General features: G+C 63.4%; 23 protein-coding genes and 1 pseudogene. 13 read left to right on the forward strand and 11 right to left on the reverse strand.

What is annotated here, in order from left to right:
• Position 1 precedes the first annotated feature (1 nt).
• The 4 genes from NCT32_RS19010 to NCT32_RS19025 form a co-directional block, all read right to left on the reverse strand.
• A complete protein-coding gene (locus tag NCT32_RS19010; protein WP_061117996.1) occupies positions 2-1,195 on the reverse strand; it encodes a Gfo/Idh/MocA family protein in 1,194 nt (397 codons plus the stop codon).
• On the reverse strand, positions 1,195-2,508 hold the full coding sequence (locus tag NCT32_RS19015) for a Rieske 2Fe-2S domain-containing protein (RefSeq protein ID WP_061117995.1): 1,314 nt from the start codon (positions 2,506-2,508) through the stop codon (positions 1,195-1,197). Before NCT32_RS19015 ends, NCT32_RS19010 begins: the two co-directional genes overlap by 1 nt.
• A gap of 39 nt (positions 2,509-2,547) precedes the next feature.
• Positions 2,548-3,522 carry a PDR/VanB family oxidoreductase gene (locus NCT32_RS19020; RefSeq protein WP_061117994.1) on the reverse strand — a complete coding sequence of 325 codons (975 nt, stop codon included), beginning with the start codon at positions 3,520-3,522 and terminating at the stop codon, positions 2,548-2,550.
• 178 nt (positions 3,523-3,700) lie between these two features.
• Complete coding sequence (locus tag NCT32_RS19025) at positions 3,701-5,026, reverse strand: MFS transporter (RefSeq protein WP_061117993.1); 1,326 nt, start codon at positions 5,024-5,026, stop codon at positions 3,701-3,703.
• A gap of 264 nt (positions 5,027-5,290) precedes the next feature.
• Here NCT32_RS19025 and NCT32_RS19030 point away from each other — a divergent pair, with 264 nt between their 5' ends.
• Positions 5,291-5,878, forward strand: coding sequence for a MarR family winged helix-turn-helix transcriptional regulator (locus NCT32_RS19030; protein ID WP_061117992.1), 588 nt, complete (start codon positions 5,291-5,293; stop codon positions 5,876-5,878).
• A 361-nt stretch (positions 5,879-6,239) separates the two neighbouring features.
• On the opposite strand, the pseudogene NCT32_RS19035 reads toward NCT32_RS19030, so the two are convergent.
• Positions 6,240-6,422, reverse strand: a pseudogene (locus tag NCT32_RS19035) (glutathione-dependent formaldehyde dehydrogenase); the annotation flags it as partial.
• Positions 6,423-6,703: 281 nt separating this feature from the next.
• Here NCT32_RS19035 and NCT32_RS19040 point away from each other — a divergent pair.
• The 11 genes from NCT32_RS19040 (at position 6,704) to NCT32_RS19090 (ending at position 18,585) form a co-directional block, all read left to right on the forward strand.
• The gene (locus tag NCT32_RS19040; RefSeq protein ID WP_061117990.1) at positions 6,704-7,873 is read left to right on the forward strand and encodes a zinc-dependent alcohol dehydrogenase; all 1,170 of its coding nucleotides are present in this window, start codon (positions 6,704-6,706) and stop codon (positions 7,871-7,873) included.
• A gap of 66 nt (positions 7,874-7,939) precedes the next feature.
• Complete coding sequence (locus tag NCT32_RS19045) at positions 7,940-8,623, forward strand: PIG-L deacetylase family protein (protein ID WP_061117989.1); 684 nt, start codon at positions 7,940-7,942, stop codon at positions 8,621-8,623.
• 7 nt (positions 8,624-8,630) lie between these two features.
• The gene (locus tag NCT32_RS19050; RefSeq protein ID WP_250490478.1) at positions 8,631-9,563 is read left to right on the forward strand and encodes a glycosyltransferase family 2 protein; all 933 of its coding nucleotides are present in this window, start codon (positions 8,631-8,633) and stop codon (positions 9,561-9,563) included.
• A gap of 188 nt (positions 9,564-9,751) precedes the next feature.
• Positions 9,752-11,023, forward strand: coding sequence for a glycosyltransferase family 1 protein (locus NCT32_RS19055; RefSeq protein ID WP_061117987.1), 1,272 nt, complete (start codon positions 9,752-9,754; stop codon positions 11,021-11,023).
• 14 nt (positions 11,024-11,037) lie between these two features.
• Positions 11,038-11,607, forward strand: a complete 570-nt coding sequence (locus NCT32_RS19060) for an HAD-IIIA family hydrolase (protein WP_061117986.1) — start codon at positions 11,038-11,040, stop codon at positions 11,605-11,607.
• A complete protein-coding gene (locus tag NCT32_RS19065) occupies positions 11,604-12,779 on the forward strand; it encodes a glycosyltransferase family 9 protein (protein WP_061117985.1) in 1,176 nt (391 codons plus the stop codon). The genes NCT32_RS19060 and NCT32_RS19065 overlap by 4 nt, the downstream gene beginning before the upstream one ends.
• Positions 12,780-12,781: 2 nt before the next feature.
• Positions 12,782-14,527: a carbamoyltransferase C-terminal domain-containing protein gene (locus NCT32_RS19070; RefSeq protein WP_061117984.1), complete on the forward strand. Its 1,746-nt coding sequence runs from the start codon at positions 12,782-12,784 to the stop codon at positions 14,525-14,527.
• Positions 14,528-14,559: 32 nt separating this feature from the next.
• Positions 14,560-15,576 (forward strand): glycosyltransferase family 2 protein, encoded by a 1,017-nt coding sequence (locus NCT32_RS19075; protein ID WP_061118134.1) that lies wholly within the window; start codon positions 14,560-14,562, stop codon positions 15,574-15,576.
• Positions 15,573-16,631, forward strand: coding sequence for a glycosyltransferase family 9 protein (locus tag NCT32_RS19080; protein ID WP_061117983.1), 1,059 nt, complete (start codon positions 15,573-15,575; stop codon positions 16,629-16,631). The genes NCT32_RS19075 and NCT32_RS19080 overlap by 4 nt, the downstream gene beginning before the upstream one ends.
• Positions 16,618-17,577 carry a glycosyltransferase family 4 protein gene (locus NCT32_RS19085; RefSeq protein WP_061117982.1) on the forward strand — a complete coding sequence of 320 codons (960 nt, stop codon included), beginning with the start codon at positions 16,618-16,620 and terminating at the stop codon, positions 17,575-17,577. The genes NCT32_RS19080 and NCT32_RS19085 overlap by 14 nt, the downstream gene beginning before the upstream one ends.
• Before the next feature lie 27 nt (positions 17,578-17,604).
• Entirely contained in the window at positions 17,605-18,585 is a 981-nt protein-coding gene (locus NCT32_RS19090) for a UDP-glucuronic acid decarboxylase family protein (RefSeq protein ID WP_061117981.1), read from the forward strand.
• Here NCT32_RS19090 and NCT32_RS19095 read toward each other — a convergent pair.
• The 6 genes from NCT32_RS19095 to NCT32_RS19120 form a co-directional block, all read right to left on the reverse strand.
• The gene (locus NCT32_RS19095; protein WP_061117980.1) at positions 18,582-21,239 is read right to left on the reverse strand and encodes an ATP-binding cassette domain-containing protein; all 2,658 of its coding nucleotides are present in this window, start codon (positions 21,237-21,239) and stop codon (positions 18,582-18,584) included. The two genes, NCT32_RS19090 and NCT32_RS19095, sit on opposite strands and share 4 nt — an antisense overlap.
• Positions 21,236-21,523, reverse strand: coding sequence for a hypothetical protein (locus tag NCT32_RS19100; protein ID WP_143756326.1), 288 nt, complete (start codon positions 21,521-21,523; stop codon positions 21,236-21,238). The genes NCT32_RS19095 and NCT32_RS19100 overlap by 4 nt, the downstream gene beginning before the upstream one ends.
• 178 nt (positions 21,524-21,701) lie before the next feature.
• Positions 21,702-23,507 (reverse strand): ATP-dependent DNA helicase RecQ, encoded by a 1,806-nt coding sequence (locus NCT32_RS19105; protein ID WP_061117978.1) that lies wholly within the window; start codon positions 23,505-23,507, stop codon positions 21,702-21,704.
• A gap of 101 nt (positions 23,508-23,608) precedes the next feature.
• Positions 23,609-24,469, reverse strand: coding sequence for an ammonia-dependent NAD(+) synthetase (gene nadE / locus NCT32_RS19110; RefSeq protein WP_061117977.1), 861 nt, complete (start codon positions 24,467-24,469; stop codon positions 23,609-23,611).
• A 22-nt stretch (positions 24,470-24,491) separates the two neighbouring features.
• On the reverse strand, positions 24,492-24,995 hold the full coding sequence (locus NCT32_RS19115; protein ID WP_061117976.1) for a CinA family protein: 504 nt from the start codon (positions 24,993-24,995) through the stop codon (positions 24,492-24,494).
• 166 nt (positions 24,996-25,161) lie between these two features.
• The gene (locus NCT32_RS19120; protein WP_086961023.1) at positions 25,162-25,374 is read right to left on the reverse strand and encodes a DUF2934 domain-containing protein; all 213 of its coding nucleotides are present in this window, start codon (positions 25,372-25,374) and stop codon (positions 25,162-25,164) included.
• On the opposite strand from NCT32_RS19120, the gene NCT32_RS19125 reads away from it, so the two are divergent.
• On the forward strand, positions 25,373-25,591 hold the full coding sequence (locus tag NCT32_RS19125; RefSeq protein WP_143756325.1) for a hypothetical protein: 219 nt from the start codon (positions 25,373-25,375) through the stop codon (positions 25,589-25,591). The genes NCT32_RS19120 and NCT32_RS19125 overlap by 2 nt on opposite strands.
• Positions 25,592-25,624: the final 33 nt, after the last annotated feature.

The following is a 25,624-nucleotide window of genomic DNA, read 5'->3' on the forward strand; positions in this document are numbered from 1 at the left end:
TTCAACTTTCCCTTGTGATTGACGTTTCTTCGCCGATGAGCACGTCGCGCTGCTCCGCGCTCGAACGCAACATCGCGAGACAGATTTCAAGCGTGCCGCGCGCCCATGCGCCGTCGTGCAGCGCAGCGGCGTTACCGCGCACGGCGGCAAAAAGTTCGTCGATGACTTCGGCGCGCGCAACCGCCGGCGCGTCGAGTTCGACACGTTCGCGCCGTTCGTCTCCGTACACGACGATGCCGTCCGGCATCGGCCGCAAATCGGCACGCTCGCATGAAACGATCAGCGGACCGAAATGCTGGTGCCTTCGCACGCCGCGGGTTTTCGACGCGGGCGTGTACGCGTCTCCGCCGTAGGTCCCTGCGGCCTTGAGCCGTGCCTCTTCTTCTCTCGACACGACCTGAGACAGCTTTCGACGGGCGGCGCCATATTCGTCCGCGCTGCGCGCCTGACCCATCTCACCGATCCAGCCGGTCCACTCGTCGGAATCGAAATGCGCATAACCGTTGTAGGAGAGCGTCGCGAATGCGCCGTTTTCGAACCACAGCGTGGCGGTGTAGGCGCCTTCGGTCGGACGCTGTGCGTCCCAGTTGCCCACTACGGCGCGGATGCGCGTCGCGCGGCTTCCCGCGAGCAGGCGCACGATGTCCACCTGATGCGCCGCCTGACTGAACACCGCGCCGCCGCCCTCGTCGGTCTTCAGTTCCTCCGGGCGTCGCGGCCGGTACAGATAGTCGGTGTAGTTGAGCGCGTGGATCATCTTCACGTCGCCGAACGCGCCCGATGCGATCAGTTCGCGCGTACGCAGATACGGCGTATCGAAGCTATGGCAATGGCCGACGATCAGATGCACGTTCGCTTCACGGCACGAGTCGATCATGTCGTCGCATTCGGCGAGCGACAGCGCCATCGGCTTTTCGACGAGCACGTGCTTGCCGTGCGATGCCGCGATCCGCGTATGCGCCGCATGAAACTGATGAGGGCTCGCGATATAGATCGCATCGATGTCAGGCCGCTGCGCGAGCGTGTCGATGTCGCGGTAAGCGGGCGCGTCGAAGTCGGCTTCGAATTGCGCGCGCGCCGTCTCGCGTGGATCGCAGGCCGCGACGAGCTGCACGCGCGCGTCGCCGAGAAACGTCGGCAGCATCAGCGAGAATGCGCGGCCCAGCCCCGCGATGCCGAGTCGGATTTTCTCCATCAGACCTGAACCTGATAGTTCGACTCGAGTTCCGTCGCAGTCTCGACCCACACCGGCTGCGCGGCGAACTGCTTCCAGTCGGTATCCTTCGGCACCATCGCCTGGAACGAGCACACGCTGCGCGGAATCGCGTTTTCGCCCGTACCGATCGCCTCTTCGCCCGCCTGGAACGCCTTCAGCGCGTCGAGCATGCGCCGGCGGAATTCGACCACGGCGACGTCGCTCGCGCCGAGCCGCTCTTCGGTGCGATCCGCGATCGGGCCCATCGTCACCCACATCGCGATGTCCTGATTTGGAAAGCCCTTGATGCCGGTGAAATTGCCCGCCTTCATGGCTTCGCGATCCTGCCAGAAACGGTTGTCGTGCGTGCGCAGCGGCCGGTAAGACGCATCGAGATCGATGCCGACCTGCTGCCCGAGAAACTTGCGCCACGTTTCGGTTTCCGGCGTCTTGTCGGGATGTCCCCACGCCATGAAATAGAACGCGGTGCTGGTGTCGTCGCACGGCACGTTGATGTTGGCGACGTTATACAGGTTGTTCGGCGGAATCAGCGCGGTGGCCGGCGCGACGAACACGGTCGAGCGCACGTAATCGTGCGTGGCCGCGTTTTGAATCGGGCGGCGCAGGGCGGCATAGCGAAAGCCGTAGCTCGTGCGATGAACCTGCAGGCGCGGCGCCTTGTCGGTCGATGGACGCAGCCAGTTCTTCGATGTCGCTTCCGCGCCGCCGACGCGCGCCGGCACGAAGTCCGACGAATGCAGGCTCGAGCTGTGCGCGGAATCGATCGCGCCTTCGAGAATCTGCGCCCAGTTGCACGGAAGAATCGCCTTCGCGATGCTCACACGCGTGTCTTCGGTCGGCGCCCACGCGGGCGGCACGAACTCGGGAATCGCGTCCTGCGGACCCATGTACGCCCAGACGAAGCCGCCCCATTCCTTCGTTTCATAGGCCTTGTGCTTCACCTTCTTCGTCATGTCGCTGCACGATGGCTCGGAAACCATTTCGATCACGTTGCCCTTCACGTCCATCTTCCAGCCGTGATAGAGGCAGCGCAGGCCGCAATCCTCGTTGCGCCCATACACGAGCGATACGCGCCGATGAGGACAGTATTCGTCCATCACGCCGACGTTGCCGTCGGTGTCCCGGAAGACGACGAGGTCTTCCCCGAACACGCGCGCCTTCACCGGTGCGCCGTCCGGCTCGCTGACTTCCTCGATGAGGCACACGGGCGTCCAGTGACGGCGCATTAGCTGACCCATCGGTGCATCGCCTTCGACACGGCACAGCAATTCATTTTCTTCATGCGTGAGCATTTACGCTTCTCCTGACCAACGTATTCAATGAGGATGTATTCAGAGGTCCAGCACGAGTTCTTCGCTCTTCGCACGCGACACGCAGATCATGATCTGGTCGCGCTTCTCGTCTTCGCCCAGCACCATGTCGCGGTGGTCCGCCACGCCCGCGCACAGCGTCGTGCGGCACGATCCGCATGTACCGCTCTCGCATGAACTCGGCGCGCGGATGCCGTTGTCGCGCAGGATTTCGAGGATCGAGCGGTCCTTCGGAATCTCGAACGAGCAACCCGAGCGCTCGAGCTTCACGCTGAAAGGCGTGTTCTGCGCCGCGCGCGACTGGTCCACGCCGAAGCTCTCGAAATGCACGCTGCCAGTCGGCCAGTGACCGGTCATGTCGCGCACGCCGTCCATCAGCGCACGCGGGCCGCAGCAGTAGACATGCGCGCCGCTGCCGGGCTTCTCGAACACCGGCCAGAAATCGAACGCGTTGGCGAGATCGCCATGATCGTGATGAATGACCACATGCGGCTTCCATTCCGCACTCGACAATTCATCGAGGAAAGCCGTCGTCTCCGGGCTGCGTGAAACGTAATAGAGCTTGAAACGCGGGCCGGCGGTGGCTTTGAGGTGACGCATCATCGACAGGACCGGCGTGATGCCGATGCCGCCCGCAACGAACACGAAGCTGCGCGCGCGCTCGCTCAGTTCGAACTCGTTGCGCGGCTCGGAGACTTCGATACGGTCCCCTTGCGCGACCTCGTCCGTCATGCTGACCGAACCGCCGCGACCCGCCGCGTCGCGCTTTACGGCGATCACGTAGCGGTCGGTTTCGGCCGGGTCGTTGCAGAGCGAGTAGTTGCGATTCGCGCCGCTCGGCACTCGCACCGTCAGATGCGCGCCCGCCGTGAAAGGCGGCAAGTCGCGCCCTGCCTCATCGCGCAGCTCGAAACGGAAGATGCCTTCCGCCACCGGGTCCTTCTTCGTCACCACGAGCGTTCTGAATGACACCTCGTTGCTGGCCGACTCGTTCATTGCACTTGCTCTCCGCTTGTCGCTCAATCGATCATCATGCCGTTTATATTAGATATCTAATCATTTAGACGCAAGCGGGTTTTCCCTGAAACGCTTTTTGCGTGAAGTGAAGCCAATGCCGCAAATGAAAACGGCGCCTTCATGACGAAGGCGCCGCCCCTGCTGCGAGAACCGATGCTTACGAATGCTTTTCCGCGTGCTCGCGCAGCGTGTTGGCCGGCACGCCGATCAGCACCGCGAGACCGCCGAGCAGTACGATCGCGGCGATGGCGGACAGACCGATGGCGAGACTGCCCGTCATCGTCTTGATCCAGCCGAGCGCGATCGGCCCGCAGAACGCGCCGACCTGACCCAGGCTGCTGATTGCACCGATGCCCGCGGCGGCTGCGTCATCGGAGAGATAGGCAGGCGGAATCGACCAGATGATGGCCGCGGCGCCGAAATATGAAATGGAGATCATGCCGAGACACACGATGGCGGCCGCGGTATTGCCCGACAGCACGGGCAGCAGAAAGCCGCCCAGCGCGCCGACGGCGGTGCACAGGAAGAAGTGCCAGCGCCGCTCGAGCGTCACGTCCGAACTGCGCGCCACCGCGAACATCCCGAGCGCGCCGATGATGTACGGCAGCGCCGACAGCAGCCCCACGTTGAGCACGTCCGACACGCCCGCCTGACGGATGATCGTCGGCGTCCAGTAGTTGAGGATCGTGCCGCACAGAGGCACCGTTCCCCAACCCGCCGCGAGGATATACACGCGAGGGTCTTTCAACGCGACGAGCAACTGGTGACTCGTGTGCTTCGCGGGTTTCTTTTCGGCGCGGTCGGCGGCGAGCGCATCGAGGATGATTTGCTTCTGCTCGTCGTCGAGCCAGCGCGCGTCTTGCGGACGATCGACGAGATAGAAGAACGCGACGATGCCCATCACCAGCGCGGGGAGGCCTTCGAGGAAAAACAGCCACTGCCAGTTCTTGTAGCCGAGCACGTCGACGAAGTTATGCAGGATCCAGCCCGACAACGGCCCGCCGATGATGCCCGCCGCGGCGATCGCCAGCAGAAAGCGCGACGTGATGCGCGCGCGCCGCGCGCCCGGATACCAGTACGTCAGGTACAGAATGATGCCGGGCCAGAAACCGGCCTCCGCCGCGCCGAGCAGAATCCGTGCGACATAGAATTGCGTCGGCGTGGTCATGAACGCCATCGCCGTGGAAATACCGCCCCACAAAATCATGATGCGCGAGATCGTCAGGCGCGCGCCGATCTTTTTGAGCCATAGCGTGCTCGGCACTTCCAGCGAGATATAGCCGATAAAAAAAAGACTCACGCCGAGCCCATATGCTGCATCGGACAAACCGAGATCCTGTTTCAAATGCAGCTGCGCGAAGCTGACGTTCACGCGGTCAAGATAGTTCAGCACCCAGCAGACGAAGATGAACGACATCAGCCGCCAGGTGACCTTGTGATACGTGGCCTCGACGCGCGCCGCGGCGGCGTCCGATTCCGACATGAATTGCGTGACTGTGGATTTGGCCACCAAACGTCTCCGATTCCCGTGCTCAAGAGGACGATGCGCCGGCGCGTGCGGTTGGACCGCGCATTCCGGGCATCTGCGCTTTTTTATTCGATATCTAATCATAATGGTAAGGAGACGAGCGGGCGGGAACAAGCTCGGGTTTGCACGGAGACGCCTGCCCGAACGCCGGACAGCAGGACGATCGGCCCAACGGCTATCATGTCGGGAATGGACCTGCTCTACTGAAAAGACACTGTCATGACACGAAAGAAGACTGTGGAAGGCGCGCCGGGAGAAACCGCGCAGATGCTGCGCCACTGGCACGAGTCCGTGCCGAACGACCGTCTTGCGCACCTCGTCAAGGACGCCGCCCGTTCGATGGTCCGTGCATTGCAGATGCGGCTCGCGGAGCATTCGGTGTCATTCGGGCACTGGACGTTCCTGCGCATCCTGTGGGAAACCGACGGCCTCACGCAGCGCGAACTCAGCGAGCAGGCGGGCGTGATGGCACCGACCACGTTCGCCGCCGTGACTGCCATGGAAAAGCTCGGGCTGGTCGAGCGTCAGCAGCGTCCCGAGAACAAGAAGAACACGCACGTGTACCTGACTGCCGAAGGCCGCGCGCTGAAAGACAAGCTCGTGCCGCTGGCGGAGGAAGTCAACGAGATCAGCGTGACGGGGCTGAGCGAACGCGATATCAAGGTCGCGCGCAAAGTGCTGCTCACGATCATCGAAAATCTGGCGGACGACGAGTCCGGCTCGACAAATCCGATGCGACGTGTGCTGTCGACTCGTGAACTCGGCAAGCTGATTGCCGAGCGTGGTGAAAGCCTGGAAGACGCTTGAGCGCGCTGTTGCGTGGCGCTTTCACGCGTTGAGGTCGCGCGTTGATCCCATGACTTGCGCCGTGCTTGCGCAACGTATCTTCGAAGAACGCAAGCGGCATCGGTTGCGGCGAACTATGTTGCGGTCCGAGTTCCGCGAGCGCCCGATCGAATCGCACGATGGTCGCCAAGTCACGCGGATAGCGCCGCGCATCGAAGCCGAGAAGGCGCCATTCGCGCGTCGCCCCGTCGAGCGACGCTCGTCGATCCGACGCCTTCGGTGCCGTGCGAGAACAGCATGTCGATTTCATCGAACGGGGCCATGCAGGCCGCGCGGCATTCACGCGGCGGGAGTCAGTGCGACCTTATCCATCCCGGCTGCCTGTGATCGAATGCAACGGGTCGAACGAGCCGTTGCGCACGCGCTCGATGAGCGCGGGCGTGATCGCACGATGGTTGGAGTTGCCCATCTTGACGGTGAGATTCTTGTTCATCGCGGCCTCGAGCAGAAAGAAGCGATCGTTCGGCGGATATACGCCGACCACCCCCAGCGTGCCCGCCTTCGCTCGTTCTGTAACGAGGTTCGCGTGGGATTCGAGCAATAGCCGCGCCCGCCTTGCGCCAGTTTTCATCGCGATGTCGGTCGCGCATGACCCTTTTTCCCTGACGATATCGCCTTCTTTTCGCATAGCAGGCCCGCTACGTGCGCGAGCCTGATGCAGTTGTCGAGTACATCACAGTACGACGTAACACCCGCTCGCGCATGGCGACCAAACCCCTGGGCGACGAAGCGGGCGGTACGTGTATTGCTCATATCACGCATCGCTCACGTTGAAGGACACAGCTCATGAAAGCGCTCATCTGGCAAGGCAAGAAAGACATCCGCTACGAAACGGTGCCCGATCCGCGCATCGAGCATCCGCGCGACGCGATCATCAAGGTGTCAACGTGCGCGATCTGCGGCTCGGATCTGCATCTGTTCGACGGCTTCATGCCCGGCATGACGTCCGGCGATGTCATGGGCCACGAATTCATGGGCGAAGTCGTCGAGGTGGGCAGCGAGAACTCCGCGCTCAAGATCGGCGAGCGCGTGGTGGTGCCGTTCACCATCATCTGCGGCGAATGCGATCAATGCAAACGCGGCAACTTCTCCGTCTGCGAGCGCAGCAACCGCAACAAGGACGAGGCCGACAAGGTCTTCGGCCACGCGACGGCGGGCCTCTTCGGCTACACACACCTGACGGGCGGCTATGCCGGCGGACAGGCCGAATATGTGCGCGTGCCGTTCGCGGACAAGACTCACGTCAAGATTCCCGATGGCCTTTCCGACGAGCAGGTGCTCTTTCTCGGCGATATCTTCCCGACCGGCTGGCAGGCGGCCGTGCAATGCGAAATCGAACCGACCGATACGGTCGCGATCTGGGGCGCGGGCCCTGTCGGACAGATGGCCGTGCGCAGCGCCATTCTGCTCGGCGCGAAGCAGGTCGTCGTGATCGATCGCGTACCGGAGCGTCTGGCGATGGCGCGCGCAGCGGGCGCCGTCACGATCGACTTCAAGGAAGAGAGCGTGCTCGATCGCCTCAAGGACCTCACGCAGGGCAAGGGACCCGAGAAGTGCATCGACGCGGTCGGCATGGAGTCGCATGCGACGCGCTCCTTCGATGCCCTCTACGATCGCGCAAAGCAGGCCGTGATGCTCGAGACCGACCGTCCGCACGTGCTGCGCGAGATGATCTATGTGTGCCGTCCCGCGGGCACGCTCTCAGTGCCCGGCGTCTATGGCGGGCTGATCGACAAGATCCCGTTCGGCGCGGCGATGAACAAGGGACTCACATGGCGCATGGGCCAGACGCACGTGAACCGCTGGACCGACGATCTCCTGCACCGCATTCAGGAAGGCCAGATCGATCCGTCCTTCGTCATCACGCACCGTGTTTCGCTCGCCGATGGCCCTGAAATGTACAAGACATTCCGTGACAAGGAGGATGGCTGCATCAAGGTCGTGCTCAAGCCGTGAAGGTCGCGCACCGCCGGGGCACGGCCATTGCGCAACGCTGCGCAGCCAACCACGGATGCGACCCTCATGCTGGTGATTTCTCCTCATCTCGACGACGCCGTGTTCAGTTGCGGCGCGGCGCTCGCCGCCTCGCCGGGCGCGGTGGTCTGCACCGTCTTCGCAGGCGCGCCCGGCGAGGCAGTCGTAACCGACTGGGACACGCAATGCGGCTTCGCCAACGCGCATCAGGCGATGCATGAGCGCCGCGCAGAAGATGCCGCCGCGCTGGACGCGCTCGGCGCGCGTCCAGTTCATCTGAACCTTCTGGATTCCCAGTACGCGGGCGATGCCAGCGCGTCACCCGAGGAAATCGCATCGGCGCTGGCCGGCGTGATCCGCGCGAAGGCGTTGCCGACGCTTTATATACCGCTCGGTCTCTTTCATTCCGATCACCGTCTCGTGCATGACGCGTGCCGCGAGGCTTGGCGCGCCGACCCTGCGCTAACGTGCATCGCTTACGAAGACGCGCTCTATCGGCGCATGAACGGCCTCGTGCAGTCGCGCCTGGCTGAGTTGGCGCAAGACGGCATCACCGCGACGCCCGTTTCCGAGCGCATCGACACCAACGCGCTCGCACGCAATCTCGCAGCGAAGCAACGCGCTGTAAGCCGCTACGCGAGCCAGCTCCGCGCTTTCGGACCGAACGGCTACGACGACGTCTTCGCCCCCGAGCGCTGCTGGACACTTCAACCCGTGCGCCATGACCGCTGAACGAGCCATGCGTTTGGAGGGAAGTCCCGCTCGGATTTCGGTCGTCGTCCTGACTTACAACCGTGCCGATCAGGTGCTCGACACCCTTGCAAGACTTGCCGCGCTTCCCGATCGCGTCCATATCGTCGCGGTAGACAATGCCTCCACGGACGGGACAGCCGCCCGCATCGCGGCACGATTTCCCTTCGTCGAGCTCGTCGTCGCACCGGCGAACCTCGGCGCGGCCGGGCGCAACCTCGGCGTTGCGCGCGTCAGGACGGAATACGTTGCGTTCTGCGACGACGACGTCTGGTGGAGCGCAGGCTCGCTCTCGCGCGCGGTCGAGATACTCGATGCCGCGCCGCGCGTCGCGGTGTTGAATGCGCGCGTCGTCGTCGGCGCACAGGGCGCGGTCGACGAGACCTGCGAGCGTATGCGCGAAAGCCCGCTTCGCAGCGCCGCGCTGCCCGCACCCGCGCTCATCGGGTATATGGCGGGCGCATGCGTCTTTCGAACGGACGTTTTCCGGCAAGTGGGCGGCTACGAGCCAAGGCTTTTCATCGGAGGAGAGGAAACGCTCGTTTCACTCGATGTGCTATCGGCGGGCTACGAGATGATCTATATCGAGGAACTGGTCATTCACCATCACCCGTCTGCGCTGCGCGACAGCGCACAGCGGCGCAGGCTGCTCGCGCGCAACGCCGCATGGGTGGCCTGGATGCGTCTGCCGCTGCCCGAAGCACTGAGCGCCACGCTCGACGCGCTCCAGACGATGCTCACCGAACGCTCGCCGTTGCGTGACGTGCCTTTGCTCATCGCCAGCATTGCATGGGCGCTGAGCAAGCGGCGTGTGATCGGCGAACGCGTGCGGTCCATGCGGCAACTCGTCCTCGACGACGACGCGCGCCGCGAGGCAGAGACAGACGAGCCACGCCCTTTCCGTTCTACACGCATCGAGTAAAAGCGTCCATGTCTCGCGCGTCGGACCAAACGATATTTGGTTCGTCTCGCAACGAACCGCAAATCGTTTCGTAGTTCTTTCGACCAGCACAACGAGTGGCACGTCGAATGCTGAAAGCCGATGACTGATCCAAGCGATTGTGCACCGTGCACGCGCGCCGATGGGGATCGTATGACAAGGGGGCTCCCGTGAAAATCGCATTGATCAGTGAACATGCTTCGCCGTTGGCTGTTGCCGGCGGCGTGGACAGTGGCGGCCAGAACATCTATGTAGCGAATGTCGCGCGCCAGCTCGTGCGCATCGGTCACGATGTCGACGTGTTCACGCGCTGCGATCGCTCCTTATTGCCGCTCGTCTCACGCTTCGAAAACATCCGCGTGATAAACGTACCGGCAGGGCCGCCCGTGCAACTGCCAAAGGAGCAGCTTCTACCGTACATGGACGCGTTCGCGAGCTTCATGATCGACTTCATGAAGAAAGAAGCGCAGCCGTATGCGATCGTGCATGCGAATTTCTTCATGTCGGGCGTCGTTGGTTTGCGCATCAAGGATGCGTTAGGCATTCCGCTCGTCACGACGTTTCATGCGCTCGGGCGCGTGAGACGGCTGCATCAGGGCCAATCGGACGGCTTTCCGAATGCCCGCTTCGAGATCGAGGACGAACTGGTAAGGCGTTCCGACTCGGTGATTGCCGAATGCCCGCAGGACGAAAACGACCTGATCCATCTCTACGATGCCGATCCCGCCCGCATCGATCTCGTGCCGTGCGGTTTCGACCGTGTCGAGTTTCACCCGCTGGACAAAGCAGCGGCAAGAGAACGTCTCGGCTGGCCGCAGGACCGCTTCATCGTGCTGCAACTCGGGCGCATGGTGCCACGCAAGGGCGTCGACAACGTAGTGCGCGCGCTCAGCGTGTGCCGTTCGGAACATGGCGAAAGCGCCGAACTTTACGTGGTCGGCGGCAATTCCGACGAGGCCAACGAGATCGCGACACCGGAGATCGTTCGTCTGCGTGGCATCGCGCGCGAATGCGGCGTCGAGACGCATGTGCATTTCGCCGGCCGTCATGGACGCGCCGAGCTGAAGCACTTCTATAACGCGGCCGACGTATTCGTGACGACGCCGTGGTACGAGCCCTTCGGCATTACGCCGCTGGAGGCGATGGCGTGCGGCAGGCCGGTCATCGGCGCGGACGTGGGCGGTATCCGCTATTCGGTTGCGCACGGTGAAACGGGTTTGCTCGTCCCGCCGAAAGATCCCGCCGCGCTCGCACATGCGATCGCCGTGCTCAAACGCGATCCGGCGCTCGCGCGCCGCATGGGCGAAGCGGGCCTTGCACGCGCCAGCGCGATGTTCACCTGGTCGAATGTCGCGCAGGCGCTCGCGGACGTCTATGCGCGCGTGAGCGGCGAGGACGCGCAGGCCGCGGCGCGCGTGGCAATGGGCGGAGCGTCGCGATGACGTCCTTGCCCCCGATGCCGCGCGCCGCCATCTTCATCGACAAGGACGGCACCCTGCTCGAAGACGTGCCCTGGAATGTCGATCCCAAGATGATGCGTCTTGCCCCCGGCGCGTTCGATGCGCTGCGTCTGTTCGCCTCGCGCGGCGTGCCGCTTTTCGTCGTCAGCAACCAGAGCGGCGTGGCACTCGGCAAGTTCGAACGGCATGCGCTCGATGGCGTCGAGACCCGTATGCACGAACTCGCAGCCGAAGCGGGCGCCGCAATCGAGGGCGTCTATTGGTGTCCGCACCATCCGCAAGGCATCGTCGCTGAATTCACGCGTGTTTGCGAATGCCGCAAGCCCGCGCCCGGCATGCTGCTGCGCGCGGCGCGCGAGCATCGCCTCGATTTGTCGCGAAGCTGGTTCATCGGCGACATACTCGATGACGTCGAAGCGGGCAGGCGCGCGGGCTGCCGCAGCGTGCTCATCGATAACGGCAACGAGACCGAATGGCTGCGCGGCCCGGGACGCGAGCCGGATATCGTCGTGAGGGACATGCACGAAGCTGCGATAGCCATCGTCAACGCGGAGTGTCCGGCATGAAGCGCGACCCGGTAAATTCATCGACGTTGCCTCCGGTCGTCGCGGCGCATGCGCGCAAAAGCGCGGCGAATCAGGCGCGTGACTGGGGCGCGGACGTGAAGCGCATTCTTTGCATCCGGCTCGACAACCTCGGCGATGTGCTGATGACCACGCCCGCGCTGCACGCCTTGCGCACGGCGCAGCCCGGGCGCCATCTGACCTTGCTCGCATCGCGCGCGGGCAAGGCGGCAGCGCCCTTCATCGATGCGATCGACGACGTGATCGAATACGACGCGCCGTGGGTCAAGCAGGATGCGCCTATCGACGCCCTTGTGGATCTCGCGATGCGCGCGCGTCTCAACGCGGCGCATTTCGATGCAGCCGTGATCTTCAGCGTATACAGCCAGAACCCGCTGCCCGCCGCGATGCTGTGCCATCTCGCCGGCATTGCGCTGCGGCTCGCGCATTGTCGCGAGAACCCCTATGGACTTCTGACCGACTGGGTGCCCGAGACCGAGCCGCAGCAAGGCACGCGGCATGAAGTCGAACGTCAGCTCGCGCTCGTCGAACGAGTCGGCGCGCGCACGTCGGATACGCGCATGCGCTTCAACGTGCGGCCCGAGGATGCGATGTCGCTTGCACAAAAGCTGCGCGCGCGTGATGTCGATCTCCATGCGCCATTCGTCGTGGTGCATCCGGGCGCAAGCGCTGCATCCCGTCGATATCCGGTCGAGCGTTTCGCGCAAGTGATCGAGCGATTGCGCACGCAGCTTCAATGGCCGGTGCTCGTCACCGGCTCACGCAGCGAAGGCGCGCTGTGCCGCGATGCATGCGCTGCAAATCCAGGCGCGATAGACCTGTCGGGCGCGCTAGAACTCGGCGAACTCGCCGCATTGATTCAACGCGCGCGCGTGCTCGTATCGAATAACAGCGGCCCGGTGCATCTTGCGTCGGCGCTCGGCACGCCCGTCGTCGATCTGTATGCGCTCACGAATCCGCAGCACATGCCGTGGCAAACGCCGCATCGCGTGCTCTATCACGACGTGCCTTGCCGCTGGTGCTATCGCAGCGTGTGCCCCGAAGGACATCACGCGTGCCTCGCAGGCGTCGGCGTGGATGAAGTCGTGTCGGCGGTGCTCGAACTGATCGAAACACATCCCTTGCATATCAACTCGTCAATACGGACCGGCTAACCATGTACACACTTGGAATCAATGCCGTTTATCACGACAGTGCGGCTGCGCTCGTCAAGGACGGCGTCGTCGTCGCGGCGGCCGAGGACGAACGCTTCACGCACGTCAAGCATGCCAAGCGCCCCGTGCCGTTCTCGACGTGGCAGCTTCCATTCGATGCAATCGACTATTGCCTGAAGGAAGCGGGCATCGAACTGGCCGATGTCGATCACGTCGCGTATTCATACGATCCGCAACTGTTTTCGGGCATGCCGAAGGAGGTGAAAGCGAGCATCGCGTTACCGATGATGCCGTCGGCTCAGCCCAGCAACAATCCTTCTGAATCGCCGTGGGACCCCTTGTTTCTCAGCTATATCGTCAACGCGAAGGCGCAGTTGCTCGACGGCGCGCCGCATCATCTGAAACGGCGCTTTGCAAGCGGCGGACGCGCGCCGCGCTTTGCATGGCACCACGTCGATCATCATCTCTGTCATGAAGCCAGCGCGTTCCTCGCGGCGCCCTTCGACGACACCGCCGTCCTCACGATGGACGGACGCGGCGAAGGCGTCACGACGAGCCTCGGCCAATTCGTGAACGGCGAGTATCGGCGGCTGAAGCAAGTGGAGCTGCCGCATTCGCTCGGCTTGCTTTATGAAGCCGTGACGGGCTATCTCGGCTTTCTTCACTCGTCCGACGAATACAAGGTAATGGCGCTCGCGTCGTTCGGCAAGCCCGCTTACGTCGACCAGTTTCGGGAAATCGTGAAGTATCGGCACGATGGCAGCTATACCGTGGATGCACCGCGTCTCGTCGAACGATTCGGTCCTCCGCGCGAACGTGGCGGCCCGCTCACACAGCATCATTTCGATATCGCGCATTCGCTGCAAGTGGTGCTCGAAGAAACCGCGCTCGAACTCGCGAAGTGGCTTCATGAGCGCACCGGTTTGCCGAATCTCGCGATGGCGGGCGGCGTCGCGCTCAACTGCGTGATGAACGCGCGGCTGCGCGATCGCGGACCCTTCGAGGAAATCTGGGTACAACCCGCCGCCGGCGACGCCGGCACGGCACTCGGCGCCGCGTTGTGGACCGACTATCGCGAGCGTGCCAAAGCGGGCGATGTCAGCCGCAAGTGGCGCATGGACCACGCTTATCTCGGCCCCGAATACGGCGATGAAGAGATCGAAGCGTTCCTGAAATGGACGCGCGCACCTTATCGCAAGCTCACGAACATCGCTGAAGAAACCGCCGACATTCTCGCGCAGAACCGCGTGATCGGCTGGTATCAGGGTCGCACGGAGTTCGGGCCGCGGGCGCTCGGCGCGCGCTCGATTCTCGCCTCGCCGCTCGACGCGTCGATGCAGGCGCGTCTCAATGAAATCAAGGACCGCGAGGATTTTCGTCCGGTGGCGCCCGTCGTAATGGAAGAGCATGCGGCCGACTGGTTCGTCGATGCGCGCGTCGCACCGTTCATGCTGTTCGTGTTCGACGTGCGTGACGAGATGAAAGCACGCATACCGGCCGTCACGCATATCGACGGCACGGCCCGTGTGCAGACCGTCAATCGTGCGCAGCATGCGCTCTATTACGACCTGATCGCCGCGTTCAAGGCGCGCACCGGCGTGCCGGTCCTCGTCAACACGTCGTTCAATACGCGCGGCGAGCCGATGGTAAACACACCGCGCGATGCGCTCGAATCGTTCTGGACGTCACCGCTCGATGCGCTCGTGATCGGTTCATTTCTCATCGAGAAGCCGGGGGCGCGCGCATGAGCACGTATGCCGGTCTGTTCGAAAACGCGGAGATGAACGCGACGGCGGCGCCCGTTCCATCACGCGACGGTTTCATCCCCGACGTGTCGGTGATCGTGCCGACCTATCGCCGTCCCGCGATGCTCGAGCGCTGCGTGTGCGCCATTGCCGCGCAAACATACGATGCGTCGCGCTACGAGATCATCGTATGCGACGACGGACCCGACGAAGCAACGAAGGCATGCGTGCAGCGTCTTGCCGCCTTGCATGCGCCAAGCGGGCCGAAAATCCGCTATGTACCGGTGACGGCGACGCAAGGCCCGGCGGGCGCACGCAACGCGGGCTGGCGCGCATCGCTTGCAAGACGCATCGCGTTCACCGACGACGACACCATCCCCGATCCGCAATGGCTCACGAACGGCATGCGCGCGCTCGATGCCGGCGCGGACGCCGTCTCAGGGCGTATCGTCGTGCCGCTGCCGAAGCGCCCGACCGACTACGAACTCGACGCGGCCGGACTCGCGAACGCGGAGTTCGCGACCGCCAATGCGTTCGCAACACGCGCCGCACTCGAACGCACGGGCGGATTCGATGCGCGCTACACGTCCGCATGGCGTGAAGACTCCGATCTGCACTTCGCGTTGATGCGAGCGGGACTCGTCATCGCACGCGCCGACGATGCGATGGTGCTGCATCCCGTGCGGCCCGCGCGCTGGGGCGTGAGCCTGTCGCAGCAGAAGAAGAGTCAGTTCGACGCATTGCTCTACAAGAAACATCGCACGCTGTTTCGCGAGCGGATACGGCGCCATCCGCCGCTTCTCTACTATGCGATGCTCGCGGCACTCGTGGCGGCGGTCGTATCGCTGGCGGCGGGCGCATCGCAAGTTGCAATCGTCGCGGCGCTCGCATGGATCGCGATGACGATCTGGTTCTGCATGCAACGCCTCAGGACTACCGCGCGCACGCCAGCGCACATCGCGGAGATGTTTTGCACGTCGGCGATCATTCCGTTTCTGTCGATCTACTGGCGCATTCGCGGCGCGTTCAAGTTCAGGGTGTTCTTTTTATGAACATCGAGCCGGTCGAACGCATCGTCGTTTTTCGCGCGCTGCAACTCGGCGACATGCTGTGCGCCGTGCCCGCGTTGCGCGCGTTGCGGCAGGCGTTTCCGCATGCTCGTATCGCACTGGCCGGCTTGCCCTGGGCCGCGCGTTTCGTCGAGCGGTACGGGCATCTGCTCGATGAGCTGATCGTGTTTCCCGGTGCCATCGGCTTTCCCGAACAGGAAGAGACCGATGCGCATCTTCCCGCGTTTCTGCACGCGCTGCGTGAGCGGCGCTTCGATCTCGCGATTCAGTTGCACGGCAGCGGCGGCGTCGCGAACGACATCGTCGAGGGCATGGGTGCACATCTGAACGCGGGCTTTCTGAAGCCCGATGAAGCCATGCGCGAAGGCGTTTTCATGCCGTGGCCCGATGACTTGCCCGAGCCCGCGCGATACACCGCCTTGATGGAACGTCTCGGCATCGACGTTCGCACGCTCGATCTCGAGATCCCGCTGACCGATGACGACGAACGCGAATGCAATGCGCTCGTCGATGCCTGTGCGATAGACCAGGACAAGCTCATCGTCGTGCATCCGGGCGCGCAGTTGCCTTCGCGCCGATGGCCCGTCGAACGCTTCGGCGAAGTGGCGCGCGCGCTATCGGACGCGGGCTGGCAGGTTGCCATCACCGGCAGCGCGGGCGAAGCGCATCTCACCGCATGCGTGACACGCGACGCCGGCGCGCATGCCATCGATCTCGCCGGGCGGACGTCGCTCGGAGCGCTGGCCGCGCTAGTCGCGCGGGCAAGGCTCATCGTCTGCAATGACACAGGGCTCTCGCATGTCGCCGCGGCGATGCGCACGCCGAGCGTCGTGATTGCATCGGGCAGCGATACGCGGCGCTGGGCACCACTCGATCACACGCGTCATCGTGTGCTCGCAGACTGGCCCGCATGTCGGCCCTGTGCCTTCCGCGAATGCCCTTACCACCACGAATGCGCGCTGAACGTAAGCGTGCAAAGCGTGCTCGATGTCGCATTCGCACATCTGCAGGAGGCGGTTTTTCATGCCCACGACTAGTTCACGGCGCCTGCGAGTGCTCACATGGCATATCCACGGCAATTACCTGTATTACCTGAGCCAGGCGCCGCACGACTTCTATCTCGTCACGCGCCCCGGCTATCCGCCCGGATACGCGGGCACGGCGGGCGCGTTGCCCTTCGGGGCGAACGTGCATGAAATGCCGGCGAGCGAGGTGCCGTCGCAGTCATTCGACGTCGTCCTCTTTCAGCACAAACGACAATGGGACGATGACCGTCTCAACCTTCTCACCGACGCGCAACGGCGCCTGCCGCGTGTCTATATCGAACACGATCCGCCGCAGGAAAATCCCTTCGAGCAGAAGCACTGGGTGCAGGAGCGCGACACGCTGCTCGTGCATGTCACGCACTTCAACCGGCTGATGTGGGACAGCGGCGACACCCCGACGCGCGTCATCGAACATGGCGTGGTGGTGCCGGAACACGTGCGCTACAGCGGTGAGCTGGAGCGCGGCATCGCGGTGATCAATCATCTGCGTCAGCGCGGCAGGCGACTCGGGAACGATGTCTATGCGCAGGCCGCCGCGTGCGTGCCGCTCGATCTCGTTGGCATGGACGCGCAATCGGCGGGCGGGGTCGGCGAGATCGGCAACCTGGAGCTTGCGGCGTTCAGCGCCAGATATCGCTTCTTCTTCAACCCGATTCGCTGGACGAGTCTCGGGCTTGCGATCGTCGAGGCGATGACGATCGGCATGCCGATCGTCGGACTCGCGACGACCGAACTCGCCACCGTGATCCGCAACGGTGAGAACGGCTTCGTCCATACGGATACGCATGCGCTCATCGACGCCATGCAGCAGATGCTGCGCGATCCCGCTGAAGCACGGCGTCTCGGCGAAGGCGCTCGACGGACTGCGCTCGAACGCTTTCACATCGCCCGCTTCGCCCGCGACTGGGACGAAGCGCTACGCCACGTATGCAGCTAGCACGCATCATCACGGGAACATTTGAACATGAAAGAAGCTTATAGAAAGCGCATTCTGGTGACGGGCGGCGCAGGCTTTCTCGGCTCGCATCTGTGCGAGCGACTCGTGGCACAAGGTCATGACGTGTTATGCGTCGATAACTTCTACACCGGCACGAAGGACAATATCGCGCATCTGTTCGACAGCCCTAACTTCGAGCTGATGCGCCATGACGTCACCTTTCCGCTCTATGTGGAGGTGGACGAAATCTATAACCTCGCGTGCCCCGCTTCGCCGATCCATTACCAGCACGACCCGGTGCAGACGACGAAGACGAGCGTGCACGGCGCGATCAACATGCTCGGGCTCGCCAAGCGCGTCCACGCGAAGATCTTCCAGGCGTCGACGAGCGAAGTCTATGGCGACGCGCACGTGCATCCGCAACAGGAAGCGTACTGGGGCAATGTGAATCCCATCGGGCCGCGTTCGTGTTACGACGAAGGCAAGCGCTGCGCCGAAACGCTCTTCATGGATTACCGGCGGCAGCATGGGCTGTCGATCAAGATCGCGCGCATCTTCAATACGTATGGGCCGCGCATGCATCCGTCGGACGGGCGCGTGATTTCGAACTTCATGATGCAGGCGTTATCGGGCCAGCCGATTACGGTGTATGGCGAAGGCACGCAAACGCGCTCGTTCTGTTATGTCGATGATATGGTCGATGCGTTCATCCGCCTCATGAATACGCCCGACGAACTGACGGGCCCGGTGAATCTCGGTAATCCGCACGAACTGACGATGCTCGAGGTCGCGCGGCGCATCATCGCGTTGACGGGCTCGTCGTCGGAGATTGTGTTCAAGCCTTTGCCGATGGATGATCCATGGCATCGACAGCCGGATATTGCGCTCGCGCGCGAGGCGCTCGGCTGGTCGCCGACGACGCCGCTCGACGAAGGGCTGCAGCGCACGGCGCAACATTTCCGGCAGATCATCGAAGCGTCGGAGTCGCGCGCGGCGCAGCACATTTAGTCCGTGCGCGCCGTCACCGCACCGATCGTCCCGATCAGCTTCGGCGCAGGCACGGGCTTCGTGAGATGCGCCTGAAAGCCCGCCGCTTGCGCGCGTGAGCGCGCTTCGGCCTGCGTATGTCCCGTCAGCGCGATCGCGGGCATGCGTTCGCCGAGCGACGCCCCACGGCTCGCCTCTTCCTCACGAACGCGTCGCAGGACTTCATAGCCGTCCTGCTCGCCGCCGAGCACGATATCGCAGAGCAACACGTCGGGCCATTGCGCGCCCGGCAGCGCTCGCAGTTTCGCGAGTGCCTCATCGCCCGATGCGCACAACACCACATGCGCACCGACCGATTCGAGCACACCCTCCAGCGCATCGCGTGCTTCCTCCTGATCGTCGAGCACCATCACCGTGACGCCGGCGAGCGCATCGTCGTGCGCGGCTTCGGCGGTGGCCGTATCGTCGAGCACCGGGCGCAAGGGCATCGTCGCGACATAGGCGACGTGCTTGTCGATATAGCGCACAGCCAGGCTGCCGCCTGACTCCGTCAATGCGTTCTCGAGACGCCGCACCTGTTGCTGCGACAGATCCGCGGGATTCGGGCGTTGTCCCATCACTGTGAGGCTCGCGTGATTGCCTTCGCGGAACACGCGCAACTCGATGCGCTCACCGCGCATCGCGGCGCCCATCTGCGCGCGGCACAACTCGGCGACGATCTGCTGCAGCACACTCGCATCGCCGGATACGCGCAAGCCCGGCTCGGTGATGACGGTATATAGATTCACGCCGCGCGCCGCGATCTCTTCGTGCAGCGCATCGACGACGCCCGCGACGATCGCGTCGAGCCCGACCGCCTGCGCCGAGACCTTTCGTTGCGCGTGCTCCAGCTCGCCCTGCTGCCACTGCAGCGACCACATGCGCGCATACACGCCGTCGCGTGCGAGCAGCTCATGGTGCTGTCCCTGCTCGACGATACGCCCGTGCTCCATCACGAGTATCCAGTCCGCATCGACCACGGTCGAGAGCCGATGCGCGATGACGATTGACGTGCGTCCCTTCGCGAGACGATCCAGCTCGTTCTGGATCGCGCGTTCAGAACGCGTATCGAGCGCGGAGGTCGCCTCGTCGAACACGATGATGCGCGGATTCTTCAGTATCGCGCGCGCGATCGCGATGCGCTGACGTTCGCCGCCCGAGAGCCGCACGCCGCGCTCGCCGACACGGGTCTCGTAGTGATCCGGCAGGCGCTCGATGAAGCCATCGAGTTGTGCGGCGCGCGCGGCGTGCACGATATCCGCGCGCGTGGCCTCGGGACGGCCATAGCCGATGTTGTAGGCGATCGTATCGTTGAAGAGCACCGTGTCCTGCGGCACGATGCCGATAGTCTCGCGCAGGCTGTTCTGCGTGACGTGCGCGAGGTCCTGTCCGTCGATCCGTATCGCGCCCGCGGTCGGCTCATAAAGCCTGAACAACAGCTTCACGAGCGTCGACTTGCCTGAGCCGCTGCCTCCGACTACGGCGAGCTTCTTGCCTGGATGCGCGCGAAAATCGACGTCGCGCAAAATCTGCCGCGCCGGATCGTAGCCGAACTCGACATGATCGAACTCGATTTCACCCGCCGTCACGACGAGCGGTTGCGCCCCTGCCTCGTCCACATCCTCGCGCACGCGGCCGCGCGACAGAAGAATGTTGAACATGCGCTCGACGTTCACGAACGCGTCGTTGGTCTCGCGAAACACGAAGCCGAGCGTGTTGAGCGGGTTGCAGACTTGCACGATATACGCGTTCACCAGCACGAGGTCGCCGACGCTCATCGTGCCCGCGACGACCTGTTGCGCGGCGCGCAGCATCACCGCCGCGATGCCGACGGCGATGATCGTGCTCTGCCCCACGTGCAGCAGCGTCAGCGCGCGTTGATTGGCGACACGCGCATGCACCCAATCGTCCAGCACGCTCGTGAGCCGGTTCGTTTCGATGCGCTCGCTCGCGAAGAACTTCACGGTTTCATAGTTGAGCAGGCTATCGACGAGCCGGCTGTCGGACTGGGCCTCGAGCTTGTTGACCGCGCGCTGGAAGCGCATGCGATAGCGCGTGAAGATGAGGGTCCATACGGAATACAGCACGAACGTCGCGGCGATGATCGAAATGAATTCGATAGCATAACTGCTCATCATCACGGCGACGACCGTGCCGATTTCGATCACCACCGGCACGATCGTGAAGAATGCGGTGCCGAGCAGAAATCCGACGCCGTCCGCGCCCTTTTGCACGTCCCGCACGACAGCGCCGGTTTCGCGCTGCGCATGAAAGCGCGCGCCCAGGGCATGAAGATGAGCGAACGTTCGCTCTGCAAAGGACGCCACGGTGCGCTGCGTGACGATGCTGAACACCACGTCGCGTGCCTCGTTCAGCACGTCGCCGAGATAGCGCAACAGAACGTAGGCGAGCACGAGAAAGACAGGAAAGACGACGGCCGATGCAGGATGACTGAACTCGTCGATGACGCGCTTGAGCATCAACGGCACGGCTACGACCGCGAGCCGCGCGCCGATCATCAGGACGATGGCGGCGGCGGTCTGATAACGCCACGCCCACACCGCGCGCCACAGGTCGGCAACGATGCGGCGGCGCACCTGGGTACGCGCTGCATCGGTCGATACGCCCGGCGTCACTCCTTCCAGTCCTTGCGCTTGCGGGTGTCGGAAGAAGCCGATGCGCCCTGCGCGTTCTTGTTCTGAACGCGCTGTTCTTCGGTGCGGCTCAACGTGGCGGGGTCCGTTCCCGACTGGCCCGCCGCACCCGCGCCGCCCTCCACGCCGGCGGACTTCCCGGACTCGCCGCGCGTTGACGCATTGCCCGGCGGCCCCCCGTTTTGCTGGGCCCATGCATTGGCGCCACCCCACATGCAGGCGCACGCGAGCGTGACAATCGTTACAAGGCGAAATTTGCGGTTCATCTGCACCTTCCGTTTGCGCGAACACTGCACATGCAGACGCGGTTCGCACGAGTGTTTCGATAGTCGTTCATAGCAATGCACGCGCCAGAATGCGCGACGCGTCGAACCGGAGCGGCTTCGTTGCATGTTAGACGGGTTTGCCCATCGCGCGGTCGATTTCTTCGTGCTATTGGGGGCTTCAGGATGACGCAGCGCCACTTCGCTTCAGATACCGCGCGATGAACGTGCGCGTCACATCGTGAGGAAAACGCACGGCCACGCTTTCGCCGCTGACCATTTCCACGACACCTTCGCCATAGCGCCGCACGAGGACGCGCTCGCCCCGCTCGAATGCGGGCACCGTCCGCTTCGGTCTTGCCCCGCCTTTCAACCGGGCCTGTTCGACAAGCTCGCGCGGGCTTTCGATGACCTCGGGCGGATGCAGGCAGTTGTCGCACTCCCCACAGGTCTTTCCCTCGAGTTCGTCGCCGGGCATGACGTAATGCGCGCCAGAGGCGGAGACCGTTTCGCACGCGCGTGCTTCATCCGTGTCGTGCGCGAAATAATCGAGCAGGATGCGCCATCGACACCGGGCGCTTTGCGCATAGCCGATCATGCTTTCCAGCACCGCGCGGTCGCGCTCCGCTCGCGCCACATAAGCATTCGATGCTTCGTCGAGTCTCGCGGCGGCCTTGCTGCCGTCCTCATCGATCAGCTTCATGCCGCCGTGACGCGTGCGTCGCGTCATGCCGATGTCGTTGAGCAACGTCGCCGCGACGCGGAGCTTGTTCGCGCCCACGTCGGGCAACGCTTCACGCAGGCGCGCAAGCGGCTTCTCGAGCGTCTTGCCGCTGTTCTCGTTGGCGAGCTCACGCACCGTGCGCGCGACGCGTTCGATCGTCTGCGCGCTCGGATAGCGGCCGCTCAGGAAGAACTGCTGCACCTGCTTGTCCTTCAGTTCGAACAGCAGCGTGCAGTTTGCCGGTTTGCCGTCGCGTCCCGCACGGCCTGCTTCCTGATAGTACGCATCGAGACTGCCCGGCATCTGCGCATGGATGACGAAGCGGATATCGGACTTGTCGATGCCCATGCCGAATGCGTTGGTGGCGACCATCACACGCGCCCGGTCTTCCATGAACGCGTCCTGTGACGCGGACCGCGCGTTCGCCGCGAGCTTGCCGTGATACCGCTGCGCCATCACGCCCGCTTCGACCAAAGCCGCATGAAGCGCGTCGCATTCCGCGACTGTCGCGCAATAGATGATGCCGCTGCCCTTCTCGCTGCACGCAAGTTCGACGACGCGCTTGCGCTTGTCCTCGGAGTTCGTCATCTGCTCGACGGCGAAGCGCAGGTTGTCGCGATAGACACCCGTATGAATGATATTGGCCTTGCGCATCGCGAGCTCGCGCACGATATCGACGATGACAGCGGGCGTCGCCGTCGCCGTGAGTGCGAGTACCGGCGGGCGGCCCAGCAGCGCGAGCGCCTGCGTGAGCTCGACATACGCGGGACGAAAGTCGTGTCCCCACTGCGAAATGCAGTGCGCCTCGTCGATCACGACGAGCGCGATCCCGGGGAAGCCCGGCGTCTTGAGTTCGTCGAGGAACTCCGTGCTGACCAGACGCTCCGGCGTGACGAACAGCATGCGCAACGCGTTTTTGGAGAGGGCATCCATTGCGTCGCGCGCTTCGCTCGCGGAGAGTGCGCTGTTCAGGACGGCGGTCGCAATGCCGGCTTGCGTCAACTTCGTCGCCTGATCGCGCATCAGCGAAATCAACGGCGAGACGATGAGCGTCATGCCTTCGAATTGCAGTGCGGGCAACTGGTAACACAGCGACTTCCCCGCGCCGGTGGGCATGACAGCAAGGGTATCGTGCCCGTCCATCACGCTGCGGATGACGTCTTCTTGTCCGGTCCGCAGATGCGGAAAGCCGAATACTCTACGCAGCGCATTTTCCAGTTGTCGGTCGAGCGGCTTGCGCGTGCGTTCTACGGTCGAAGGCATAAGATTCCATCGTTCGGAGCATGCGTTTGATCCGCTCGCGGTTCAACGCTTGCTCCGTTGTCTACAGGGACGTCGGCCGAAGCGGTCGCTTCGGCACTTTGTCAAACGCCCGCCGCGCCGCCTGACGGCACCTCGACGGGAAGCGAACGCTTATGCTCCGTTGCGGTATGGAAGCGCCGAATCGTGAGAAGCACCTCCTCGCTTACTTCCTTTCCCTCGAGAAAATCGTCGATGTCCTCGTAGGTAATGCCGTAGCTCTCCTCATCGGGTCGTTGCGGCGTGAGCGTCTCGAGATCGGCGGTCGGAACCTTCATGACGAGTGAGTCTGCCGCACCCATCGAACGCGCAAGCGCGCGCACGCGACGCTTCGTGAGTCCCGACAGGGGCAGCACGTCCGCGCCGCCATCGCCGTACTTCGTGAAGAAGCCCATGAGGGACTCCGCCGCGTGATCCGTGCCGATGACGACGCCGCGCCGCGCGCCCGCTATCGCGTATTGCGCGATCATCCGCTCGCGTGCCTTTATGTTTCCCAGCACGAAGTCTTCCTGGAAGTCATCGGTGTACTGTGCGCCGCCCTGCTTTAACGATGACAACATTTCGTCCGATGGCCCCTTCACGTTGACGGTCAGCGTCTCGTCGGGACGCACGAACTGAAGCGCGAGCTGCGCGTCTTTCTCGTCGCGCTGCGCGCCATAGGGCAGTCTGACAGCGACGAAGTGAGCCTCATAGCCGCGTGCACGAAGCCGCTCGACGCTCAGTTGCGCAAGACGTCCCGCCGTCGAAGAATCGACGCCGCCGCTGATACCGAGCACGTACGTCTTGAGTCCCTGTGAAAACAGGTAGTCGGCGAGAAAGGAGATGCGACGCTCGCGCTCTGCATCCACATCGAAATCGCCGGCGATGCCGAGTTCGCGGATGACCTGTTGCTGCCATTGTTGCCATTCACTCCTGCTTTCGTGCATGCTCGCCTCCCTGTTCGTTCGCTCAGCCTTGCCGCATCTCGTTGAAATGGTGTTCGATGCGCGATAACGCATACAGCGCGGCAGCTTTTCGGACTTCGTTGCGTTCACCCTCGAAGACCTTGGTCTCACTGAAAGTCTGGATGCGACCGTCGCGCAGCTTGTAAGACCAGGCAAAGCATTGCGTGCCGGCCGGCGGGCCGTCGTTTCCGGGAGGCGCATCGGCGACGCCCGTATTCGACACGGCAACATCCGCACAGCACGCCTCTTGAGCCAGCGCGCCCTCGGCCATTTCTCGCGCGACCGCCTCGCTTGTCAGTCCGTGCTGCTTCATCGTTTCTTCACGTACGCCGAGGAAGCCCGCCTTGCCAGTCGGCGAATAAGTCACGAAGCCAACATCGAGGCAAGCTCCGCTTCCCGGCACCGATGAGATCAGCGAAGCGATAAGGCCCGCAGTGCACGACTCGGCCGTCGCGAGCATCAGGCCGCGAGAGCTGAGAAACGACACGACCTGTCTCGGGATGTCCACTCTGTCTTCTCCGTTCTCGTTGGCGACTACCGGCCGACGCAACGGATCAGCAATCCGTAGACCAAAACGGAACACTGGACCGCCTTGTCGGCGCCGCGTTTTCGAAGCAGCGTGTGCCATAACAAGCGACGCCACGCCTTTTCTTCTGATGAATCAGGAGAGGCGTTTACCGTCCGGTCGCTCGGGCTTGTTCCCCGGCTTCCTGCGCAGCGTCACCGTTCGTGTTCTGGCCGCTCGTAGCGCCTTGCGCATCCTCGGCTTCGATGGATGCTATCGCCTGCTGCCAGAATTCCTCGGCGCGTCCGTCAGGCGAGCCCTCGCGCTCCCAAATCTCATAGGCGCGACGACGAATGCGGTCTTGCTCTTTCTGATCATCCATGACCTTTCTCCTGTTATGCGGCATCGCCGCCGCCGGATTGCGAAGCTTGCACGCTGCTGACGCAACCATCGTGCCGCGGTCATTCGATGCACTACGAGACCGGCAACTCATCGGGCCTCTGCCAATCGGCACGCCGTTGTCGGTAATTGCTTCCCGCTTCGATCGTGACGCTGAACATTTCGCGGCGATCAGCCCGCAAGATTTCCGGCGTTGTTGACGTTAACGCAGATACGTTGAACCGTGCGGTTCG

The organism is Caballeronia sp. INML2, from assembly GCF_023631365.1.
GTDB lineage: Bacteria > Pseudomonadota > Gammaproteobacteria > Burkholderiales > Burkholderiaceae > Caballeronia > Caballeronia turbans.

Excerpts from the sequence above, each read along its gene's own strand:
- NCT32_RS19065 (WP_061117985.1), top strand. The coding sequence starts at position 11,604 with ATGAAGCGCGACCCGGTAAATTCATCGACGTTGCCTCCGGTCGTCGCG.
- NCT32_RS19105 (WP_061117978.1), bottom strand. The coding sequence starts at position 23,507 with ATGCCTTCGACCGTAGAACGCACGCGCAAGCCGCTCGACCGACAACTG.
- NCT32_RS19020 (WP_061117994.1), bottom strand. The coding sequence starts at position 3,522 with ATGAACGAGTCGGCCAGCAACGAGGTGTCATTCAGAACGCTCGTGGTG.
- NCT32_RS19010 (WP_061117996.1), bottom strand. The coding sequence starts at position 1,195 with ATGGAGAAAATCCGACTCGGCATCGCGGGGCTGGGCCGCGCATTCTCG.
- NCT32_RS19050 (WP_250490478.1), top strand. The coding sequence starts at position 8,631 with ATGCGTTTGGAGGGAAGTCCCGCTCGGATTTCGGTCGTCGTCCTGACT.
- NCT32_RS19100 (WP_143756326.1), bottom strand. The coding sequence starts at position 21,523 with ATGAACCGCAAATTTCGCCTTGTAACGATTGTCACGCTCGCGTGCGCC.
- nadE (WP_061117977.1), bottom strand. The coding sequence starts at position 24,469 with ATGCACGAAAGCAGGAGTGAATGGCAACAATGGCAGCAACAGGTCATC.
- NCT32_RS19075 (WP_061118134.1), top strand. The coding sequence starts at position 14,560 with ATGAACGCGACGGCGGCGCCCGTTCCATCACGCGACGGTTTCATCCCC.
- NCT32_RS19090 (WP_061117981.1), top strand. The coding sequence starts at position 17,605 with ATGAAAGAAGCTTATAGAAAGCGCATTCTGGTGACGGGCGGCGCAGGC.
- NCT32_RS19015 (WP_061117995.1), bottom strand. The coding sequence starts at position 2,508 with ATGCTCACGCATGAAGAAAATGAATTGCTGTGCCGTGTCGAAGGCGAT.
- NCT32_RS19060 (WP_061117986.1), top strand. The coding sequence starts at position 11,038 with ATGCCGCGCGCCGCCATCTTCATCGACAAGGACGGCACCCTGCTCGAA.
- NCT32_RS19120 (WP_086961023.1), bottom strand. The coding sequence starts at position 25,374 with ATGGATGATCAGAAAGAGCAAGACCGCATTCGTCGTCGCGCCTATGAG.
- NCT32_RS19085 (WP_061117982.1), top strand. The coding sequence starts at position 16,618 with ATGCCCACGACTAGTTCACGGCGCCTGCGAGTGCTCACATGGCATATC.
- NCT32_RS19040 (WP_061117990.1), top strand. The coding sequence starts at position 6,704 with ATGAAAGCGCTCATCTGGCAAGGCAAGAAAGACATCCGCTACGAAACG.
- NCT32_RS19125 (WP_143756325.1), top strand. The coding sequence starts at position 25,373 with ATGACCTTTCTCCTGTTATGCGGCATCGCCGCCGCCGGATTGCGAAGC.
- NCT32_RS19070 (WP_061117984.1), top strand. The coding sequence starts at position 12,782 with ATGTACACACTTGGAATCAATGCCGTTTATCACGACAGTGCGGCTGCG.
- NCT32_RS19045 (WP_061117989.1), top strand. The coding sequence starts at position 7,940 with ATGCTGGTGATTTCTCCTCATCTCGACGACGCCGTGTTCAGTTGCGGC.
- NCT32_RS19030 (WP_061117992.1), top strand. The coding sequence starts at position 5,291 with ATGACACGAAAGAAGACTGTGGAAGGCGCGCCGGGAGAAACCGCGCAG.
- NCT32_RS19080 (WP_061117983.1), top strand. The coding sequence starts at position 15,573 with ATGAACATCGAGCCGGTCGAACGCATCGTCGTTTTTCGCGCGCTGCAA.
- NCT32_RS19025 (WP_061117993.1), bottom strand. The coding sequence starts at position 5,026 with ATGTCGGAATCGGACGCCGCCGCGGCGCGCGTCGAGGCCACGTATCAC.